Origin of the sequence: Lysinibacillus telephonicus (assembly GCF_039654155.1) — a bacterium.
Taxonomy (GTDB): domain Bacteria; phylum Bacillota; class Bacilli; order Bacillales_A; family Planococcaceae; genus Ureibacillus; species Ureibacillus telephonicus.
In genome coordinates, this window is the sequence record NZ_CP155468.1 from 3,559,029 (window position 1) to 3,579,423 (window position 20,395).

A 20,395-nucleotide genomic window follows, 5' to 3' on the forward strand; every position below is an offset into this window, starting at 1 on the left:
ATAATAATGAAATTGAATGAAATTAGATGAAAGTAAATGGATCTCTAAAAAAGCAAAAAACCCTTGAATATCAAGGGTTTTGAGATTCATTGAAATCAAATGAAATTCAATGAAATCCTATGTATGGAGACGGCGGGAGTCGAACCCGCGTCCAGAAACTCCAATACTCAAGCTTCTACGCGTGTAGTTTGCCTACTTACAATTCGCGTGTCATTATGCCGACAAACAGGCGTCCTGCACGCTAGCTTGGAAATCTCTTGCCGGTGACTCAAGCGGCACCACCGACCGTATCCCACTAAAGTTGAGCCCCACGTTCTCTACATGGGCGATAGAGAGGCGGAGCGCTACGAGACTAAGCTGCGTAAGCTAAATTTTGTTGTTTGCCAGTTATTATATAACTTCCGTTGATGACGGAGCCGAGACCTCCGACGCGCAGCTCAAGCTTGAACCATCCCTGTCGAATCCGTAACGTCCCCCTATTATAATAAGGAGATGTGTTTTCACACATACGGGAAAAAGGCGTTATAAGCTTGTGCCTTAATGCACTGGCAATTTGTAATCTTATTATAAGATAATTATAGCAAAACTTCAACACATCTCTTTATTCCTACAGTACCTTTATTAACCAAAGCCCTGTAGAACTAGCGAATCTCTAAAATTGATTTTTTGCTTTAAACGCACGTTCCATTTCACGTTTCGCTTCTTTCTTCTTCAAATCATCACGCTTATCGTAATTCTTTTTACCTTTACCTACACCAATTAACAGTTTTGCATAGCCGTCTTTAATATAGATTTTTAGTGGCACAATTGTGTAGCCATCTTGTTTTGTACGACCGACTAATTCGCCAAGTTGCTTTTTATGTAGGAGTAATTTACGAGTACGCAGCGGGTCATGATTAAAACGATTTCCTTGCTCGTATGGACTAATGTGCATATTTGAAATCCATGCTTCACCATTTCGAATACGAACGAATGAATCCTTTAGCTGCACTTTGCCAGCTCGGATTGATTTAATTTCAGTTCCTTGCAGTACCATTCCTGCTTCAAATGTTTCTTCAATAAAGTAATCATGGCCTGCTTTTTTATTTTGGGCTAATACTTTCCCAGTTCCTTTTGCCAAAGCAAACACCTCACAATCTCACAACAAAAGCTCTATTAGAAAATAATACATTTAAACCGCACAATTGCCAAGGAGATGCCTCTAATTTCTTAGTCTCAACCCGAAATTAGAAGCAACCTCATCATTTTCCAACAGTTTTTAGGGCTAGCCAATTACAGCTAGCCCTCCAACAATATTATCGTTTCTTCGATTTTTTCTTTTTCGATTTTTTAGCGACACCCTCGTAAAACTTCTGTTTTTGTTTTACTTTGCGGCCGCCATTGCCACCGCGTGAGCTTTCTTTTTCGTCGCTGCCTTTTCCACGGCGATTTCCTCTTGCGGAACCACCTTCATCCTTCTTGCCACGGCGCTCTCCTCTTCCAGAGCCGCCTTCACCTTTTCTGCCTGCATGAATCACTTTAGGTGCTGCTTTTCGAGTGCGGCCAGCAAATTGTTTGACCATACCGACAATTTCAAAATCGACGGAAGATTCTTCAATGACAACATTGGCTACGCGAACCTTCACTTCATCTCCAATGCGGAATTGACGATTTGTATGTTCACCAATCATAATCATTTGTCGATCATCAAAATGATAATAATCATCTGTCATATTGCTAATATGCACAAGTCCTTCAACCGTGTTAGCCAGTTCAACGAAAATACCGAAGTTCGTAATGGATGATACGATTCCTTCGAATTCTTCACCAATTTTATCAGACATATATTGTGCTTTTTTCAGCGCATCTGTATCACGTTCCGCATCAACTGCACGGCGTTCACGTTCAGATGTGTGATCTGCAATTTCATCCATTGCTTGTGCCCATTTAAATGTCGTTTCCTTCGATACATCACCTTCAATTAAATACGTACGAATTAATCGATGAACGATTAAGTCTGGGTAACGTCGAATTGGTGATGTAAAATGCGTATAGAAATCAGTAGACAATCCAAAATGCCCAATCGATTCTGGATAATATTTCGCTTGTTGCATGGAACGTAGCAGCATCGTCGAGATAACCGGTTCTTCTGGCATTCCTTCAATAGCAGCGATAATTTCCTGCAACGCTTTGGGATGAACTGAATTTCCCGTACCTTTTACAACTAATCCAAAATTCGTTACAAATTCAAAGAAGCGTTGTAGCTTTTCTGGCTTTGGATCTTCGTGGATACGGTAAATAAACGGTACTTGCATCCAGTGGAAATGTTCTGCAACTGTTTCATTGGCAGCTAACATGAATTCTTCAATTAAGCGTTCTGATACAGTACGCTCGCGTAAAACGATATCTGTTGGCCAGCCATCTTCATCAACTAACACTTTCGACTCTTTAAAGTCAAAGTCAATGGCACCGCGATCCATACGTTTTTTACGTAAAATTTCCGCTAAGTCCGCCATATCCTTAAACATCGGAACAAGTGGCTCATAGCGTTTCAGTAATTCCTCATCCTGATGTTCTAAAATTTTATAAACATCAGAATACGTCATCCGTTCCGTCGTTTTTATGACACTTTGGAAAATTTCATGTTCAATCACTTGTCCATTTTGGTCAATAATCATTTCACAAGAAAGCGTTAAACGATCGACTTGCGGATTTAACGAACAAATACCGTTTGACAACCGATGTGGAATCATTGGAATTACACGGTCAGTTAAATAAACACTCGTTGCTCGCTCATATGCTTCTGTATCAATGATTGAGCCTTCTGTCACATAATAGCTGACATCTGCAATATGAACACCTAGTTTATATGTTCCATCCTCATTTTTTGTTACTGTAACTGCATCGTCCAAGTCTTTTGCATCGGCGCCATCAATTGTCACAATCACTTCATTGCGCAAATCACGGCGGCCAACTAAATCCTGTTCCGTAATTTCATCTGGCACTTCACCCGCAGCCTCCACGACTTCTTGTGGAAACTCTGGTGGAATGTCGTGTTTATAAAGAATGGATAAAATATCTACACCTGGGTCATTTTTATGGCCCAAAATTTTTGTAATTATTCCTGTTGCAGACTTGATATCATCCGGCCAATTAACGATTTCAACCACTACTTTATGTCCATCAACTGCACCTAATGTATCTTCCTTTGCAACAAAAATATCCATATTTAGTTTTTTATCATCAGGTACGACAAAACCGAAGCCTCTATTTGCTTGATATGTACCAACAAAAGTCGTTTTACTGCGCTCAATAACTTTCGTAACAGTACCTTCTCGGCGGTCGCCCGATGACTCCTTTAATACACGTATTAACACGGTATCGCCATTTAATGCACCATTTATTTCATGAGGGGGAATAAAAATATCATCCATTCCCTCTTCTTCTGGTGTTACAAATCCAAAGCCTTTTGCATGGCCGATAAATTTACCTCGCATTAAATTCATACGTTCAGGTAAACCGTAGCGATTCGAGCGAGAGCGCACAACTAAACCAGCGTCTTCCATTCTCACCAATGTTTTAACTAATTCTTTAAATTCATCAGCGTCCTCTAGTTGTAACACATCTTCTATTTCATCAACTTTAAGCGGCTTATAATCATCCTGTTTCAGCAGATTTAATATGCGCTGTTGTAATTCTTCATTTTGACTCATATAATTTCCCTCCTTTTTGCGATACTATAAGAAAACTGTAACGCCCTTAGCTGCTCTGCAGTGAAAACGCCCAATTGTTTGTGCCTAAGACTCACCCCTTAATCGGAATGAGGTGCTGGTCATTTACAGTTTTAAACTTCCCAATCCAGCGACTCTAAAAATTTCAAAACAGCTTCATGTAATTGCTCTTTTTCTTTATCTAACGTAATGACATGCCCAGAATGTTCAAACCAAATTAATTCTTTCTTTAAGGATTCCACTTCGTCATAAATAATATGAGCAGAATTCGGGTCAATAATTTCATCATTTTTCGATTGAACGACTAATAAAGCGGCATAAACCATGTCAAGTTCTCCACGAACATCTGCAACTAATTGCTGCAATTCGGATAAGGACGGCATTCCTTTTAATCGGATTGCTTCTACTTCATGTTCGATTTCATCATCCTTTTTCCCTTCAAAGCGTTTATAGTCCTTAGCATATTTTAGTACACCTTCGAACATTTTATCTGTCGTTCTCATCGTCATAGGAGAACACATCGTCACAATGCCCTTTAATGGTTTTAGTGTACTTAGTTTTAAAGAAAAAACGCCGCCTAATGAAAGACCTGCAACTGCTATTTCTTCATAGCCAGCATCCTTTAATGTTTGGTATCCTTGCAGAACATCTTCCCACCACTCTTCTGGAGAGGTTTCGATTAGTTCTTCCGGCGGTACGCCATGCCCTTTGTAATGTGGTGCATGACAAGTGTAGCCATTCTTTTCAAGAAATCGACCGAGCATTCGAACATCAGAAGAACTGCCAGTAAATCCATGAAGTAATAATACTGCCCGATTCCCTGCTTTAAAGAAAAATGGTTTTAGTTCTGCCTTTTGCATAAGTAAGCCTCCATTTATTTCTTATGTATACAGTATCTGCATTCTTTTTTATTTTATAATAAAAAGCCTAACCATGCTCGGCTAGGCTTTAAATTTTTATCACATTATAATTTTACAATAGCTAAAGTTAAGATAAAGAACAGGACTGCAAGAACGATTGTAATTCTATGTAAAACTAAATCCATTCCTCGTGCTTTCTGTTTACCGAAAAGTTGCTCAGCTCCACCTGAGATGGCACCTGATAATCCCGCGCTCTTACCTGATTGTAATAATACGATTGTAATTAAAGCTACGCTCACGATAATCAGTAGTATTAACAATACCGTATGCATATACTCCACCTCCTGAAATTGAAACTTCACAACAAGTAAGAGTATACCAAAAATAGTCTGAAGATACAATATTCAAGTTAAAATCATTCAATTATTATCATATCCTATCAATTTGTAACGTAATATGTTAACTAACGAAGCAACAATTTTACGCTATTTTTTATAAATTATTTCCTATTAAATTTCTTTTAATTAAAAGTAAAATCAATATTTCCATTTCCACTATTTCTATATTAATTACATAAAATTCTCACTTAATCACAATTATTCTTAGTTTTCAGAATTTTGTTGTTATTTGAAATCTTTTAATTTAGAATTTTCAGCATTCAGTAGAAAAGAGGTAACATCAATATGAACACTTTACAGAAAATCGGTAAATTTGCCGGTAATACATTTGCGCTTTGGGTTTTAGTCGCTGCTGGTTTTGCAATTTGGATTCCTGAATACTTCACATGGATTGGCGGCTACATCACTATTTTACTGGGCATCGTTATGTTCGGTATGGGGATGACTTTAAAGCTCGATGATTTTAGATTGATTTTGAAGCATCCTAAAGGGGTGGCAATTGGAGTCGTTTCTCAGTTTGTCATTATGCCTTTACTTGCATTCGCATTAGCAAAATTATTTAATCTCCCACCAGAAATTGCTGTCGGAGTAATACTAGTAGGTTGTTGTCCAGGTGGTACATCATCAAATGTTATGACATTTTTAGCAAAAGGAAATACGGCATTATCTGTTACAATTACATCTATTACAACATTATTAGCACCAATTATGACACCAGCATTAATTTACTTATTAGCTAGCGAATGGCTGCCAGTATCATTCATGGCAATGTTTATGTCTGTTGTACAGGTAGTATTAATTCCAATCGTATTAGGTGTTGTTGTACAACTTGTATTTAAACCACTTGTAGCTAAAAGTATTGATATTCTTCCAACAGTTTCAGTAGTTGCGATCGTTTTAATTGTAGCAGCTGTTGTTAGCGGCAGCCGTGACCGAATTTTGGAGACTGGTGCTACTATTTTCGCCATTGTTATACTACATAACGGATTAGGTTACTTACTTGGTTTCCTAGTAGCGAAATTATTTAAGCTTAAATATGATGATCAAAAAGCAGTATCGATTGAAGTTGGTATGCAAAACTCTGGGTTAGGTGCAAACTTGGCAATGGCTCACTTTGATCCAGTTTCGGCTGTACCTAGTGCGATTTTTAGCTTCTGGCACAATATTTCAGGTCCAATTATCGCAACTTACTGGGGGGCAAAAGCAAATCGAGCGGTAAAAGAATCAACACCTCCTGTAGAGGCTGAGCTTTCTTAAGATGAATTACAAAATAAAAAGAATTCGCTAAACTTCACTAAGAAGCAAGCGAATTCTTTTTTCGGCTCTATAATATTTGTTGGGGTTTGAAAAAATTTCATAAATAAAAAAGCACGTAATCACCGATTTCTATATACTTGAATTGTCGAGAAACAAGCAATGAAAGGTGATACGTGCAAATGAATTTTAACATGAATATTCCAGGATTAAAAGGTGTAACTGTTCATAAGGTGGAGGAGATGGGGGAACGTATTGTTCTACACGTTTCCATACCAAAAAAAGAACATCAATGTCCAGCATGCAAGAATATAACATCAAAAGTCCATGATTATCGAATTCAAAAAATTAATCATTTAAAATGGTTTGAACGATTAACCGTCCTTTTTTATAAACGTCGTCGTTATGTATGCCAATGTGGGAAACGTTTTTCAGAAAAATCCCCTTTCGTGGATAAATATCAACGTTTCTCGAAAGAATGGAATCAAGTTGTACGAATCCGTTCAATAAAGGCAAAAACATTTAAAGAAGCAGCTGAAGTACTTGGTACATCAAGCTCAACAGTGATTCGTCGCTTTAAAGAAGTAGTAAAGGAACAATTAAATGAAGGGGTTCATTTACCAAAATGTATCGCGATTGATGAATATAAAGCAGATACCGATGCGGGAACTTATCAATTAATTATTGCCAATGCGGAAACACATGAACCAATTGATATTTTACCAAATCGTAGAAAAAATACGGTGCAGATGTAGAAATTGTGGTTATGGACATGAATCCAAGCTTTAAAGCAGCAGTTAGGAAGGCGTTAAATCGCCCGATTATTATTGCGGATCGCTTTCATTATTGTCGTTATATTTACTGGGCACTAGATGAAGTACGTCGAAATGTTCAAAAAGAATGGCATGCATATGATCGAAAGAAATGTAAGAAAATGCGTCACGTACTATATAAACGATTTGATAAGTTAACAGAAACGAATCGTTGGTACTTAAATCGTTACATAGGAATGTCGAAGGAACTAAAGCAAGCCTATGAATTAAAAGAAGCTTACTGCGAATGGTTTGATTGGGCAAAAACTTCAAATGATTTGATAGAAATAAAAAAAAGATTAGAAGCCTTTTACCGAAAGGTAGAAGAAGCAAATATTCCGGCATTTTTAAAGGCTATTCAAACGCTAAAAAATTGGCAAGTTGAAATTTTAAATAGTTTAAGTTTTGGATATTCAAATGGTTTTTTAGAAGGAATTAATAATAAATCAAAAGTTTTGAAGCGCAATGCTTATGGTTTTAGAAGCTATGAACACTTTAAAGCGAAAATTTTATTAAATAATTTATATAAGAAAATTGGGGTTCATTTAGGATAATCGGGGTGCCGTGTAATATCACTTCACCCCAACATTTGACATAGAACCCTTTTTTCTTTGAAAATTATGTGATACTACTTGTGCATTCTTCCTTATTGTCTTGCTGCTTTCTTTTTCGTATCCACTCTTCTACTCCGCCGGTACCAATTAATACTCCTATAACAATTAATAAGCAACCAATCACTTGAGATAAGTGCATTTCTTCCCCTATGATAATCGTTGCACCGATTAAGGCAAATATTGTACTTAAGTTTGTAAAGATTGCTGTTTCAGCCGTACCAATTTTCTTAATCATCGAATTATACAGGCTATGTCCTACCGCAGTTGCAAATACTGCTGAGAAAATAAATACTCCCCATATCGTAATATCTAATTGCATAAATACTGCATAAGATTTTGGACTTATTATAAAGCTAAAGACCATTAAAATAAGCGATCCGATTGTTAGCAAGTATGCGGTAACTACGAGAGGCGGAATCGTTAATGTGATCCGTCGAATAACAAAAAAACTTACCGCCTGTGCAATAATGGAAGCTAGAACAAGAAAGTCCCCTGCAACGACAGAAACGACTTCAGACACATTATCAACTACAGCAACAACGATTCCTATAAACCCGATTACGAACCCACAGAAGCTTATAACCGTTAATGATGTAGAACGTGTTAATACTGCAATAATGGCTGTTATTAACGGTGCTAAGCCTAAAATAAGAGACGTTTTAATTGCAGTCGTCTCCACCATTCCAGTTGCTAATAAAGAATGATGGGCAATAACACCTAAAAAACTTGCTAATAATAAAAGCTTCCAAGGCATCTCTTTATAAATAATTTGCTTTTTCCAGATTAATAAAATAATAAATAATGTAATTCCAGCTAGGAATATCCGAGTGCCTTGCATCACTAACGGTGGAATCTCATTAATAAGCAGCTTTAAGAGAGACACATTTAATCCCCAGAAGAGCATCGTTAAAACCATAATTGCATATACCTTTAACATTCAAAAAACCTCCTATTAAAAAAGGATTGCCCACCATGGACAATCCCCATTTACTACCCGATAGATAAGCCGCCGTCTACCTTTAAAACCTGCGCTGTTGTATAGCTCGCTTCTCTGGAAGCAAAATGCAATACAGCGTGGGCAATATCATCTGGTACACCAATGCGTTGAACTGGCTGTAAGGAGAGATCGTAAGGTACACCTGCTGTAATCCCTGTAGCAGTAGCGCCGGGTGCTACTGAATTACATGTAATACCATCTGGGCCAAGTTCCTTTGCAACCCATTTTGTAAATGCAATGATGCCGCCCTTTGATGCTGCATAAGCTGCACCTGAACGTCCTTGACCGTCTTGACCCGATGTTACACCACCGTTCATTCCCGAAATTGAGCTAATATTAATAATACGACCATATTTCGCTTCTTTCATGTGCGGATAAACGCATGCTTTTGTGAAATAAAATGCAGCCTTTAAGTTCGTATCTAAATCACGATTCCAATCGTCAATCGTCAAATCTTCTAAACTTTTACGACAACATGTTCCAGCATTGTTTACTAGAATATGTATTTTGCCGAACCGTTCGATTGTTTGATTGACTGTGGCATTTACAAAATTCTCATCACGAATATCCCCTAAACTTTCAATATAACTTACATCTGTAGCCATTTTACTAATTGTATCTTCACATGAATTAATATCAACTAATACGACATGTACTCCCTGTTTAGACAATTGTACTGCAATGGCCTGCCCTATCCCTGATGCAGCGCCAGTTACAATTGCAATATCCCCTTTAATGCTCATTATAATTAACCCCTTTATTATTCAACTCCTAGTAGGTCCGGCAAGAAAGTTGAAATTTGTGGAATGTATGTTACTAAAAATAGTACGATAATTGATGCCACAATAAATGGCAAAACCCCTTTGGAAATCTCAATGATATTTGTTTTAGCATATCCTGCTGCAACATAAAGGTTTAAACCGACAGGAGGAGTAAATAATCCTATCGCCAGGTTGATTGTCATAAATACACCAAATACAGTAGGATCTACCCCAAGTGAAATCATAATCGGCAATAAAATAGGTACGAAAATATAATATGCTGAAATGGCATCAATAAATGCACCAGCAATTAATAAAATAATATTTATTAGTAATAGGATAATATATTTATTGTCTGTTAATGCCATTACCGCATCAGAAATAGTTGATGCAATTTGTTCTGTTGTAACAATATAGGCAAATACTGATGCTGTAGAAACGATTAACATAACAACCGCTGTTTGCACTGCAGCTTCAATTGAAATTTTATATAAGATTTTTCCGTATCCTTTACGGTTAATAAAGAAGCCTACAATTATACTGTAAACTACTGCAACAACTGCTGATTCTGTCGGCGTGAAAATACCTCCATAAATACCGCCAAGAATAATAACAGGAATCAACAACCCGGGTAGTGCACCAACAAATGCCTGAAATTTTTCTTCTATAGTATATTTACGGGCAGGCTCCCTACCTTCTGAATTGAATATCCCCTTTTTTGTATCACGATAGCGTACATACATAGCGGCTAGCAGCAAGGCTATTCCTACTAAAATGCCTGGGATTATCCCTGCCATAAATAAACGATTAATTGTGATAGGCATTTGATCTCCGGCAACTAAAGCAAAGATAATAAATGCCACAGATGGAGGGATGATAATGCCTATCGCACCTGAGCTGGCTACTAAACCACCAGCTGTTTCTTTTCGGTAGCCATTTTTTATCATTGAAGGGATTAAAATTCCTCCGATAGCCGCTACTGTTGCGGGGCCTGACCCTGAAATTGCTGCAAAAAATATTGCTACAATTACTGTTACAAGAGCCATCCCGCTTTTCCTATGCCCAACAAGCGCTTCAGCAAAATGTATTAAACGCTTTGAAATTCCAATATGATCCATAATAACACCAGCTAAAATGAAAAAAGGAATAGCTAGCAGAGTAAATTTTGCTACGCTTGTATACATAATATCAGTCAACACTTCAAAGCTGTCCAAACCGTTATCAATAAAAAGAACGACCATGGACGCAGCCCCAAGTGAAATGGCAATCGGTACACGAGCAAATATGAGAAGGATAAACACACCAAATAAAATCAGTGCTGTCATGATTGTCTCTCTCCCTTCACATCTCCGCTAACAACACCGTCTTTTAGCTCCTCAACAACAACTTGAATTGTTCGAATGATACAACACAGTGTTCCAATTGGTAATGCGAGCGACAAAATCCATTGCGGCAGCCCTAAAGCGGGTGTTTTTTGATTCATATCCATTTGGAATAGAAGCATATCTATTCCATACCATGTTAAAACGCCAAACAAAATGAAACTGACTAATCCACTAAAAATAACAATTCCTTGCTTTAATCCTTTTCCAGCTTTATCGAAAATAAGAGTAAAGCCAAGGTGTGCATAGCGCCGCACACCCATTGATGCTCCTAAGAAAGTGATTAAAACTAGAACATTTATTGTAATTTCCTCAGTAAAAGAAATCGACAAACCCATTAAATTTCTCGAGACGACATTTAGAAATGTCAAAACTGTAATCACTATAAAAGCGACACATAGGACAATCTCTTCAAAGTAATTCAATATCTTCATGCGCTAAGCTCCTTAATTGCCTTGAAATGCCTTTAATAAATCCTCGCCCCAAATGTCCTTATACTTATCATAAATTGGCTGAGAAGCATCTTTAAACGCTTGTACTTGTTCCTCAGTTAATTTATTTACTTTCATGCCTTTTTCCTCAAGCTCTGATAATTGCTGCGCTTCTTTTTCACGCGCTAATTGTTTTTGGTAATCAGCAGCTTCTTTTCCTAGACGATCAAATAATGCTTTATCTTCGTCACTCATTGAATCATAAAGTTCCTTGTTAATTCCTAACACAAGCGGGTCATATGAATAGTTCCACAATGTTAAGTAATCCTGTACTTCATCGATTTTCGATGAGTGAATTACATCGATTGGATTTTCCTGTGCGTCAATTGTTCCTTGTTGAAGCGCAGTAAATACTTCTGACCAAGTCATTGTCGCTGGATCTGCTCCATACTCACGGAACAAATCCGTATACATCGTAATTCCAGGAATACGTACTTTCATTCCGCTTAAGTCATCAACTGATTCAATCGGCCCTTCATTATTCGTAATTTGACGGAAGCCATTTTCACCAAAACCTAAGGCATGTACATTTTTTTCAGCTAATAAACTTTTAATTTGTTCTCCTGCTTCACCTTCGAAAGCCTTATCAACTTCTTCGTATGAATTAAATAAGAACGGAGCTGATGCTACTCCAAATCGTTCATCTAAGATTGAATAAATAATTGTAGAGTTTAATGTTAGGTCAATCGAACCTTTTGATAACCCTTCGACTGCCTTACCTGAATCTCCACCAGATAATTGTTCGTTTGCAAATACATCAATTGTAATACGACCATCCGTTTCTTTTTCAATATCTTCTGCTAGTTTTTGAGCACCAGCATACCACGTCGTAGTGTCAGCAACTGTAATTGACATTTTCAAGTTATATTCTTTATCTGCTGCATTTTCTGCTGAATCTTCCCCGCCCCCACAGGCTGCCAGCATTGCTGATACCGCTAATAATGGCCCTAATAGCCACTTTCTTCTTACTTTAAAATTCATTTTAAATTCCCCCTAGACAATTTCTCTATTTCTTTTTTTACAATACAATCTCTTAATCTATATAATTTTGTATCATAACAAATTGATAGATATTTTCTATAATTCTGAATAATTAAAATATATGTGTTATAACACTATTTTGCAAGTGCAAATTTGCCCCTCTATACAAAACAAGCCATATCCCACAAAGGATATGGCGTTAAAAATAATTTCATAAAGGCTGACATTATATAGAATGTAATGCTATTTTTTTGATACTATAGAAAGATAATTATCTATTCTAATCTTTTTATATTATTTACATTCTTAACAAAATCTTACCAAACTCTCAATTTACTATTAATAATTTATTGCTACTTTATAATAGTAATTTAATTTTTTGGGAGGTAATGTTGTGAAAAGTTTAAGAAAAAAATGGCTTTCGTATGCTTTAGTAGGATCTCTAGTCTCTTTCGGTTTAATGGGGGCGACTGATGCTGAAGCAAAAACTGTTAACTCTAATAATAAAAAAGCGAAAAATGTTATTATGCTAGTAATGGATGGCAGCAGTGATAATGTTAGTACTATTTCTCGCTGGTACAAAGGTGAAAGTTTAGCATTAGATAGTATTTTAACAGGCGCTGTTAGAACATATTCAGCTGAATCAGCAATTACCGACTCCGCACCGGCTGCAACTGCTCTTGCAACTGGCAATAAATCAAACAGCGGCTACGTAGGTGTGTTGCCATCAACTGTAACAACACCTGGTGTAGAACCAGTAGCTGAAGAAGATGCATTTAAACCTGTAGCAAACGTTCTAGAAGGAGCTAAACTTGCTGGAAAAGCAACTGGAATTGTCTCTACTTCTGAAATTCAGCATGCGACTCCTGCTGGCTTTTCTTCCCATGTAGCAAGCCGCAGCAACTATGATGATATCGCAGAGCAACAAGTTTACCAAAACATAGATGTTGTTCTTGGTGGTGGCTATAATTCTTTAAACGATACTCGTAAAGACGGCGAAAACTTGCTAACAACTATTGAAGAAAAGGGATACGATTTTGTATCTGACCGCGAAGAGCTGCTTTCAACAAATTCAAATAAAATTTGGGGAAGCTTTGCACCAAGCGCTCTAGCTTATGATTTCGATCGTCCATCAACTAATCCAGACGAGCCTACACTTGCTGAAATGACTGACAAAGCAATTCAAACATTAAGCAAAGATAAAGATGGCTTCTTCTTAATGGTTGAAGGCAGTAAAATTGACTGGGCAGCTCATGCTAATGATCCAATCGGTATGATTTCTGATTTCCTAGCATTTGATGATGCTGTAAACGAAGCTTTAGAGTTTGCTAAAACAAATCCTAATACATTAGTCATCGCTGTTACAGACCACGGAAACAGCGGTATAACAATAGGTAATACGAACACAGATTCAACATATGACACAACTCCAGTTTCAGCTTATATTGAACCACTTAAAAAGGCGACAATGACAGTTGAAGGTGCATTAAGCTTATTAAAAGAAGATAAATCAAACTTACTAGATGTTGCGGCACTTTATGGATTAACTAATCCATCAGCTGAAGAAATTACAAAGTTAAACGAAAGTGAAGACCTAGCAGCAACAATGGTTCAATTGTTATCACAACGTGCAAATATCGGTTTCACTACTGGCGGCCACACTGGTGACGATGTCTTTTTATACGCATATGGTCCATCACACCCAACTGGACTAGTAGAAAATACTGATTTAGCACATACAATGGCTAAAGCGATGAATTTCGATTTAAATAATTTATCTAACAATCTATTTGTTAATGCACAAGAATCATTTGAAACACTAGGTTATACTACTTCAATTGATAACAGTGATGAAAATAATCCTGTATTTGTTGCAGAAAATAACAATAAAATCGTAAAAATCCCTGAAAATAAAAACATTGTTTTCGTTGAAAATAAGCAGAATGGCAAAATTGATACACTTGAATTTAATTCAGTTGCTGTTTACAACGATAAGCAATTCTTTATCTCTCAAGATATGCTAAAAGCAGTTCGTTAATAAAAGTTGATAAATTAAAAGATGCAAGAGTGTAGTCGTTAGACAAGCATTCTTGCATCTTTTTATTTGAATTGTATCTTTTTATACTTACTCTGATTGAACCCTATATTAAAACTCGGAAAAATCTGTTTAACTAACTCACCTTGCTTTTGTGGTTCAATCTGTTTTAACATTCCATTTATTTTTTCTCAGTTCACTTTCCATCTTCCGAACGATCCTCGATACGCTCTTCAATTTCTTTCTTTTCTTCGTGCCACCATAATGCTTCTTCTGGTTCTTCTAAAATCTCTTTTATTTCAGCTTTCTCTTCTACCGCTGGAGGTGAACCTCGGAGAGCTTTTCCTGAAGTATCTTTTAGAAAGAGGGTTACCACAATAATACCGACAATAGATGCAAATATCGCATAGTAGGCAGGTATCATTGGATTCGCCGTTTTACTAATTAACCAAGATACAAGTAAAGGTGTCGTACCACCGAACAATGATGCAGAAATATTAAAGGTAATCGCCAATGCCCCATTCCGCACATTCGTAAAAAATAGAGAAGGTAATAAACCTGGCATTGTTCCTTGGAAAGAAGCAGAAAATATTCCAAGAATCATTAAACCGAAAAATACAAACAAGGTATTTCCACTACCGATTAAATTAAACGCTGGTATACTTAAAATAATCAATCCGATTAAACCGCCTTGAATTACCTTCTTTGCTCCAATACGGTCACTAAAATAGCCCATTAACAGAACAATTGGAATCATAATAACCATTACAATCACAATTAATAAAAGCCCTTCTGTTTCCCCATAACCAAGAACAGCGGTTAAATGAGATGGCATATAGGATAAAACAATATAGTTTACAACAATATAAAAGAAAACAACAAACATACCAATCAGTATTGCTCTCCAATGGTACTGTAATATATGCCTTACGGATTCATCGTCTTCGTCTGATTTGTTTTCCTTCATTGCCTCAAAAGCAGGAGTTTCTTCTAAATTATTTCGCAAGTAAAAGCCAATTAAACCAATTGGGGCCGATAAGAAAAAGGGAATACGCCAACCCCAATCCAACATTGTTTCCTCCCCTAAAATATAAGTAAGTAAAGTAACGAGACCAGCTCCGGCGATATAGCCAACTAAGGTACCCACCTCAAGACCACTTGACATAAAACCTCTTTTTTTATCGGGTGTGGATTCGGCAATAAACGTCATAGCACCCGAATATTCTCCACCCGCTGAAAATCCTTGAACTAGACGAGCAATGAGTAAAAGAACAGTGGCAGTATAGCCTATAGATGCATAATCGGGAATCAAACCAATACTTAATGTGGACAGAGCCATCATGATTAAGGTAATCGCTAAGACTTTTTTACGACCTAACCGGTCTCCCAGCATCCCAAAGAATATCCCACCAAGGGGCCGAGCAATAAAAGCAACTGCAAAGGTTGCAAAAGAAAATACTAATTGCATAGGACCACTTACATCAGGGAAAAATACTTGTCCAATTGTAGCAGCTAGATAAGAGTAAATTCCAAAATCAAACCATTCCATTCCATTACCAACAGCAGTTGCCATAACAGCTTTACGTGCGGAACTCGTGTCAACAACGGTAATTTCTTCTTTTTTCAACTTTGGTTTCGATTTTCTTTTCGGGCGATTATCATTTTTGTTATAAGTCAATCGAAACTCCTCCTTGTTGATTAATCAATGCTAATCTTAAACTTTCCAAAATGGCATTTAATTATTTATAGCTTTTCAATAATCTTCTAACTTTACTTAGTTAGTTTTTACTTAATTTTCCTCTTATCCGGCCTATTTACTTCCATCTGCTTATAAAGTAAAAAACTTTCGAATTCACAATAATAAAAGCTTAATTTCCAAATAATTAAATTGTCCTTTTCATAAAAAAAGACGCTCTCCTTATTTCAGAAAAGGAAAACGCCTGATTATTCAAGATTTTTTATTCAATTAAAAGCCCAAGGATCAAACATTTACTTCTAAGCAATAGTTAAAAGTCTTTACAATTCTGCGGGGGCTGTTACTTGCTCATCAAAATTAATTTTTAAAAGCTGTCCAGCGTGAACCAAACCAGATCCAAATCCGTACATAAGAACCTGATCTCCATTTTTTACTTTCCCCTCACGTATTCCAAGATCAAGTGCTAAAGGAATTGTAGCAGCTGAGGTATTTCCAAAGTTCACCAAACTATAAAGAGTCTTCTCCATTGGATAGTTTAATTTTTCACAGATTGGTTCAATCATTCTTAAGTTAGCGCTATGAGGAATAAACCAATCAACTTGATCTAAAGTTGTTTGTGTTTTTTTCAGAATTTGTCTAATACTATCTGGAACATTCCTTACGACCCATCTAAAAACTTCCCTACCATTCTGTACAAGAAGTTGTGTATCAATCAACTCAATCCCATTGACCATTTTGGATAATCCAGAACGATATACATGTTGTGCTCCACTTCCATCACTTCCTAGATGGAATCCAATGAAATCGTTTGACAGTTCATCTCTTTCTACTAATACCGCACCAGCTCCATCACCAAATAAAACACATGTACTTCTATCGGTATAATCTGTAACTTTAGAGAGGCTATCGGCTCCAATAACTAGTATTTTTTTGTGAAGGCCTGAAGAAATTAAACTATTTGCTGTATGCAAGGCATAAACAAATCCTGCACAAGCTGCACTTAAATCTATGGCACCTGTTTGGGATATATTCAAACGGTTCTGTATAATACTTGAGACAGAAGGAAATGGAAAATCGGGTGTGCTTGTTGCCACAATAATCATGTCTACATCTTCTACTGTTTTATTATATCTTTGCATTAAATCATTTACGGCAGAGACACACAAGTCACTAGTAAATTCATCAGGACGGGCTATTCTACGTTCATGAATTCCCGTTCTTTGAATAATCCAATCATTACTTGTATCAACCATTTGCTCAAGGTCAAAATTTGTTAACCTTCTTTCGGGCACATAAGTCCCTATAGCTGTTATTCTTGCTCCTAACATTCACTCAACTCCATTTACTATAAGTTAGTGTTAATACCTGGTACTAATTATAACCTTAATTATCTTTTTTTCAAGAAGAAGAAGGCTTTTTATGGAAATAAAATCTTCTGCGCTGTTTGTTTTAGTGTGATACATTCCTTTTATCAAAATTCCCTCGTTAAGTTCAATTTTTAACATTCTCGCCTTTAAATAAAAAAACTTTCCTTTTTCAAGGAAAGCATCGATTGTAATATAAGATTAATTAGATTTTTCTGGTTCACCTTTTTCTTTAAGGTTTTATTATAACGGTAGTCGGGGCGCCAGTAAGGACTTAATCCGGTCCGCAAATATGAAATAAACCCAATGTATGTATTTATTCATTTAAATAAAATATTGATAATGAACCTAAGATGAGAAGATATATAATAATTAAATGTAAAGTTAATAAGTATCTCTTTTCTTCTCTTTCATATCTCCACTCCATTAAGGCACGGAAAAGGTTCAGTATGACAAAATAAAATATAAGCAGGTGAAATACATAATCAATTAAAAACCAAAATAATATAAGGAATATTACTAAAATACTGCCCTCAACCCATCTTTGTAACTCATTGACGCCTTTATAGATAAAACCCTCACGTTTTTCAATTCCAAATTTCTTTCTTATATAAATTTCTGAAAGTATTCCTAATCAAAATATGATTATGGAAGAAATAATAAAACTTATCAAAAATCTCACCCCCGTTAGTCATCCATAAATTAATCTTCATTTACACTTAGCATATCGATTACTTAACATATTTTACCATAAAGTTAATAGATTTTATTTTAGAAAATGGACCCTTAATGAAAAAACAACTTACCTTACTACAGGTAAGCGACCTATTGCGGAAAAATATTTTCTATTTCAGAGTATATTTATACTGAGTAGCAAATAACTTTGTTTTGTTCAATTTAAGAACCCGATGAAACCCTAAAAGAGATACTCATTTCCTTCTAGCAACATATTAAAAAATACATAATCGACACACCCTAATGTAAGTGATAAAATAGTAGGATTCGAGATGAATATATAACCATTAAATAGAGCAAGAAATACTGTTCGATATTTATAATTAAAAGAAGTAGGTGATTGAGTATGCGCTTTACAAAGAGTATCCCCAATATGTTAACTTTAGGTAATTTATATTGTGGTTTTCTTTCAATAGGATTTGCTGCAAATGGTCATTTTAAAAACGCGGCGATTTTGATCATAATTGGTATGATGTTAGACAGTATGGACGGTAGGTTAGCTAGAGTTTTAAAAGCTGATAGTACTTTAGGTAAAGAATTAGATTCCTTAGCAGATATTGTTACGTTCGGAATCGCTCCATCTTTTCTAATTTACTACACTTATTTTTATCAATTTGGATTACTAGGATTGGCAGTTGCTGGATTGTTCCCGTTGTTCGGTGCTTTTCGATTAGCGAGATTTAATATTAGTACCAATAAAACGTCTCAAAAATATTTTATTGGCGTACCAATTACTGCAGCGGGTGGTATTTTAGCATTACTTAGTTTGTTTGGTTATCTTATTCCGAATATTATTATAACAGTTATCTTTACGATGCTTTGTTTTTTAATGGTTAGTAGGATAAGAATACCCAGTTTAAAAGAAGTACCGCTACCAAAGTACGGCACAATTGTTACGATTTTTTTAGGATGTTTATTATATCTTATATATAAAGGAACTTACGGAAAGTTTCCTTACCTAATATATATTGCTGCCCCTACATATATAATTTATTTATTAAATCTATTAGTCAAAAGGATAAAAAATAGTTAATGTATTTAAATAACTGCCTTTTTTTCATCTAGAAGCAAGGGATTTACTAATAAGTTAATGGGAATAACTTTTCCTTTAAAATTTCCCCTAATGGGTGTTTATTGCTGCAGTTGCACCGGAAAAATTATCGTAATAATACACTACAAACATTGACTCTTAAAATCGTGTTAAGGTACTTAGAAAGGATATACATAGATGAAAATAACACGTAGAATTAAATTTAATTTAATCCGTTTATTTCGACTTAAATCTAGTCCACATCATGTAGCATTAGGTCTAACTATGGGTCTTATCCCAAGCTGGATTCCTACATTCGGGCTAGGTCCCGTCCTTTCGGTTGGTTTGGCAAGACTAGTAAAGGCCAATACAGTTTCAGCCCTTATTGGTGGTATTATAGGAACTCCTATTTGGCCACTACTTTTCTTATTAAATTATAAAGTTGGGAGCTTAATTTTCGATGGGAAATCAAAGGTAGATGAACTTGATGATGTTGAATACATAAATGCTATTCATCATACCTATAAAGGTATTGTTGGCCCTCACTCCAGTGGATTCTTATTTCTATCAGGTGCAGTTATCAATATACTAATCTCAACAACCCTAGTTTACTTTATTGTATATCTCCTATTTAAGAAGTGCCGGGTGAGGATTTTAAATAAAATTAGAAGAAACTGTAGTTGAAGATAACTTTTAACGATAACTTGAAGTTTATCGTTGCGCTGTATACGTCTACTATGCAATAAAAGAGTTGCTCGTGTATCAGGAGTTTTAATCAGCTGCAATCGAGAACATTTGATTAAACATACTCCAATAAACTCTTCTTCATTATCGTACTAACGTTCTTAGTGGTAAAAACAAAATATAATCCCTGCATACCTACGCTTGTAATGAAGTAAACTATTTTTTAAAAGCACAAATGATTATGCTCTATATTAGTTTGACTTTACAGTAAAAATTTGGATAATTATGAATATAGGGGAAAAATTATATTAGGAGAAGGAGAGATAAACGATGTTCGATCAAGTTGGGTATTTTCTTTTAGAAGCTTTGGTAGTTTTAACGGTTGTGGGTATTGTGTTTGGAGTCCCTCTTGGGGATACACTGTTTAGAAAAAAATAAGACCTAATATCTTGTATTTCGTTTCTATAAAATTCTAATTGCACAAATGAAATCCCTGCTTTCAGTAAAAAAGTAGGGATTTTTGACGTTTTAGATATTGGTGGAAAATAGTGGACCATATTGAAGACGACTAAGCGATTTCTATGTATTGTT

16 protein-coding genes, 1 other RNA gene and 1 pseudogene are annotated in these 20,395 nt (G+C 35.9%); 5 read left to right on the forward strand and 13 right to left on the reverse strand.

Going from position 1 to position 20,395, the window contains the following annotated elements:
- Positions 1–121: 121 nt before the first annotated feature.
- The 5 genes from ssrA to secG all read right to left on the reverse strand — a co-directional run bounded on the left by ssrA (position 122) and on the right by secG (position 4,902).
- Positions 122–476: a transfer-messenger RNA gene (gene ssrA, locus MKY04_RS17260) on the reverse strand.
- Positions 477–652: 176 nt separating this feature from the next.
- Positions 653–1,120 carry an SsrA-binding protein SmpB gene (smpB, locus tag MKY04_RS17265; RefSeq protein WP_126294767.1) on the reverse strand — a complete coding sequence of 156 codons (468 nt, stop codon included), beginning with the start codon at positions 1,118–1,120 and terminating at the stop codon, positions 653–655.
- A 175-nt stretch (positions 1,121–1,295) separates the two neighbouring features.
- A complete protein-coding gene (rnr, locus tag MKY04_RS17270; protein WP_126294768.1) occupies positions 1,296–3,692 on the reverse strand; it encodes a ribonuclease R in 2,397 nt (798 codons plus the stop codon).
- A 131-nt stretch (positions 3,693–3,823) separates the two neighbouring features.
- Positions 3,824–4,570, reverse strand: coding sequence for an alpha/beta hydrolase (locus tag MKY04_RS17275; RefSeq protein WP_126294769.1), 747 nt, complete (start codon positions 4,568–4,570; stop codon positions 3,824–3,826).
- Between the two features lie 104 nt (positions 4,571–4,674).
- Positions 4,675–4,902, reverse strand: a complete 228-nt coding sequence (gene secG, locus MKY04_RS17280) for a preprotein translocase subunit SecG (protein WP_126294770.1) — start codon at positions 4,900–4,902, stop codon at positions 4,675–4,677.
- Between the two features lie 351 nt (positions 4,903–5,253).
- Between secG and MKY04_RS17285 the strand changes: the two genes are divergently transcribed.
- Both MKY04_RS17285 and MKY04_RS17290 read left to right on the forward strand, forming a co-directional pair.
- The gene (locus MKY04_RS17285; protein WP_126294771.1) at positions 5,254–6,225 is read left to right on the forward strand and encodes a bile acid:sodium symporter family protein; all 972 of its coding nucleotides are present in this window, start codon (positions 5,254–5,256) and stop codon (positions 6,223–6,225) included.
- 173 nt (positions 6,226–6,398) lie between these two features.
- Positions 6,399–7,588 (forward strand): annotated as a pseudogene (locus tag MKY04_RS17290) (ISL3 family transposase).
- 64 nt (positions 7,589–7,652) lie between these two features.
- Here the strand turns inward: MKY04_RS17290 and MKY04_RS17295 are convergent.
- Genes MKY04_RS17295 through MKY04_RS17315 form a run of 5 tightly spaced genes read right to left on the reverse strand, consistent with a single transcriptional unit; the run spans position 7,653 to position 12,260 of the window.
- Entirely contained in the window at positions 7,653–8,585 is a 933-nt protein-coding gene (locus MKY04_RS17295) for a DMT family transporter (protein ID WP_126296203.1), read from the reverse strand.
- 53 nt (positions 8,586–8,638) lie between these two features.
- Positions 8,639–9,388 (reverse strand): SDR family NAD(P)-dependent oxidoreductase, encoded by a 750-nt coding sequence (locus tag MKY04_RS17300; protein WP_126296204.1) that lies wholly within the window; start codon positions 9,386–9,388, stop codon positions 8,639–8,641.
- A gap of 17 nt (positions 9,389–9,405) precedes the next feature.
- Complete coding sequence (locus MKY04_RS17305; RefSeq protein WP_126296205.1) at positions 9,406–10,731, reverse strand: TRAP transporter large permease; 1,326 nt, start codon at positions 10,729–10,731, stop codon at positions 9,406–9,408.
- Positions 10,728–11,222, reverse strand: a complete 495-nt coding sequence (locus tag MKY04_RS17310) for a TRAP transporter small permease (RefSeq protein ID WP_126296206.1) — start codon at positions 11,220–11,222, stop codon at positions 10,728–10,730. The genes MKY04_RS17305 and MKY04_RS17310 overlap by 4 nt, the downstream gene beginning before the upstream one ends.
- A gap of 12 nt (positions 11,223–11,234) precedes the next feature.
- Positions 11,235–12,260 carry a DctP family TRAP transporter solute-binding subunit gene (locus MKY04_RS17315; protein WP_346234832.1) on the reverse strand — a complete coding sequence of 342 codons (1,026 nt, stop codon included), beginning with the start codon at positions 12,258–12,260 and terminating at the stop codon, positions 11,235–11,237.
- A 394-nt stretch (positions 12,261–12,654) separates the two neighbouring features.
- Between MKY04_RS17315 and MKY04_RS17320 the strand changes: the two genes are divergently transcribed.
- Positions 12,655–14,298 carry an alkaline phosphatase gene (locus tag MKY04_RS17320; RefSeq protein WP_410799291.1) on the forward strand — a complete coding sequence of 548 codons (1,644 nt, stop codon included), beginning with the start codon at positions 12,655–12,657 and terminating at the stop codon, positions 14,296–14,298.
- Positions 14,299–14,491: 193 nt separating this feature from the next.
- Here MKY04_RS17320 and MKY04_RS17325 read toward each other — a convergent pair whose 3' ends face one another.
- From MKY04_RS17325 to MKY04_RS22310, 3 genes are all read right to left on the reverse strand, one after another.
- Positions 14,492–15,868, reverse strand: coding sequence for an MFS transporter (locus tag MKY04_RS17325; RefSeq protein WP_410799296.1), 1,377 nt, complete (start codon positions 15,866–15,868; stop codon positions 14,492–14,494).
- Positions 15,869–16,311: 443 nt separating this feature from the next.
- On the reverse strand, positions 16,312–17,319 hold the full coding sequence (locus tag MKY04_RS17330) for a ketoacyl-ACP synthase III (RefSeq protein WP_126296208.1): 1,008 nt from the start codon (positions 17,317–17,319) through the stop codon (positions 16,312–16,314).
- Positions 17,320–17,671: 352 nt separating this feature from the next.
- Positions 17,672–17,983 (reverse strand): DUF4181 domain-containing protein, encoded by a 312-nt coding sequence (locus MKY04_RS22310; RefSeq protein ID WP_428833908.1) that lies wholly within the window; start codon positions 17,981–17,983, stop codon positions 17,672–17,674.
- A gap of 453 nt (positions 17,984–18,436) precedes the next feature.
- Here MKY04_RS22310 and pssA point away from each other — a divergent pair, with 453 nt between their 5' ends.
- Together pssA and MKY04_RS17340 are read left to right on the forward strand one after the other, a co-directional pair.
- Positions 18,437–19,123, forward strand: a complete 687-nt coding sequence (gene pssA, locus MKY04_RS17335) for a CDP-diacylglycerol--serine O-phosphatidyltransferase (protein WP_126296246.1) — start codon at positions 18,437–18,439, stop codon at positions 19,121–19,123.
- A 195-nt stretch (positions 19,124–19,318) separates the two neighbouring features.
- Positions 19,319–19,804, forward strand: a complete 486-nt coding sequence (locus tag MKY04_RS17340) for a DUF2062 domain-containing protein (protein WP_346234834.1) — start codon at positions 19,319–19,321, stop codon at positions 19,802–19,804.
- The last annotated feature ends 591 nt before the right edge of the window (positions 19,805–20,395 follow it).

What these genes read in the sequence shown, in the direction of transcription:
- rnr (WP_126294768.1), bottom strand. Translation starts at nt 3,692, where the DNA reads ATGAGTCAAAATGAAGAATTACAACAGCGCATATTAAATCTGCTGAAA.
- MKY04_RS17275 (WP_126294769.1), bottom strand. Translation starts at nt 4,570, where the DNA reads ATGCAAAAGGCAGAACTAAAACCATTTTTCTTTAAAGCAGGGAATCGG.
- secG (WP_126294770.1), bottom strand. Translation starts at nt 4,902, where the DNA reads ATGCATACGGTATTGTTAATACTACTGATTATCGTGAGCGTAGCTTTA.
- MKY04_RS17285 (WP_126294771.1), top strand. Translation starts at nt 5,254, where the DNA reads ATGAACACTTTACAGAAAATCGGTAAATTTGCCGGTAATACATTTGCG.
- MKY04_RS17295 (WP_126296203.1), bottom strand. Translation starts at nt 8,585, where the DNA reads ATGTTAAAGGTATATGCAATTATGGTTTTAACGATGCTCTTCTGGGGA.
- MKY04_RS17300 (WP_126296204.1), bottom strand. Translation starts at nt 9,388, where the DNA reads ATGAGCATTAAAGGGGATATTGCAATTGTAACTGGCGCTGCATCAGGG.
- MKY04_RS17305 (WP_126296205.1), bottom strand. Translation starts at nt 10,731, where the DNA reads ATGACAGCACTGATTTTATTTGGTGTGTTTATCCTTCTCATATTTGCT.
- MKY04_RS17310 (WP_126296206.1), bottom strand. Translation starts at nt 11,222, where the DNA reads ATGAAGATATTGAATTACTTTGAAGAGATTGTCCTATGTGTCGCTTTT.
- MKY04_RS17315 (WP_346234832.1), bottom strand. Translation starts at nt 12,260, where the DNA reads ATGAATTTTAAAGTAAGAAGAAAGTGGCTATTAGGGCCATTATTAGCG.
- MKY04_RS17325 (WP_410799296.1), bottom strand. Translation starts at nt 15,868, where the DNA reads ATGGCAACTGCTGTTGGTAATGGAATGGAATGGTTTGATTTTGGAATT.
- MKY04_RS17330 (WP_126296208.1), bottom strand. Translation starts at nt 17,319, where the DNA reads ATGTTAGGAGCAAGAATAACAGCTATAGGGACTTATGTGCCCGAAAGA.
- pssA (WP_126296246.1), top strand. Translation starts at nt 18,437, where the DNA reads ATGCGCTTTACAAAGAGTATCCCCAATATGTTAACTTTAGGTAATTTA.
- MKY04_RS17340 (WP_346234834.1), top strand. Translation starts at nt 19,319, where the DNA reads ATGAAAATAACACGTAGAATTAAATTTAATTTAATCCGTTTATTTCGA.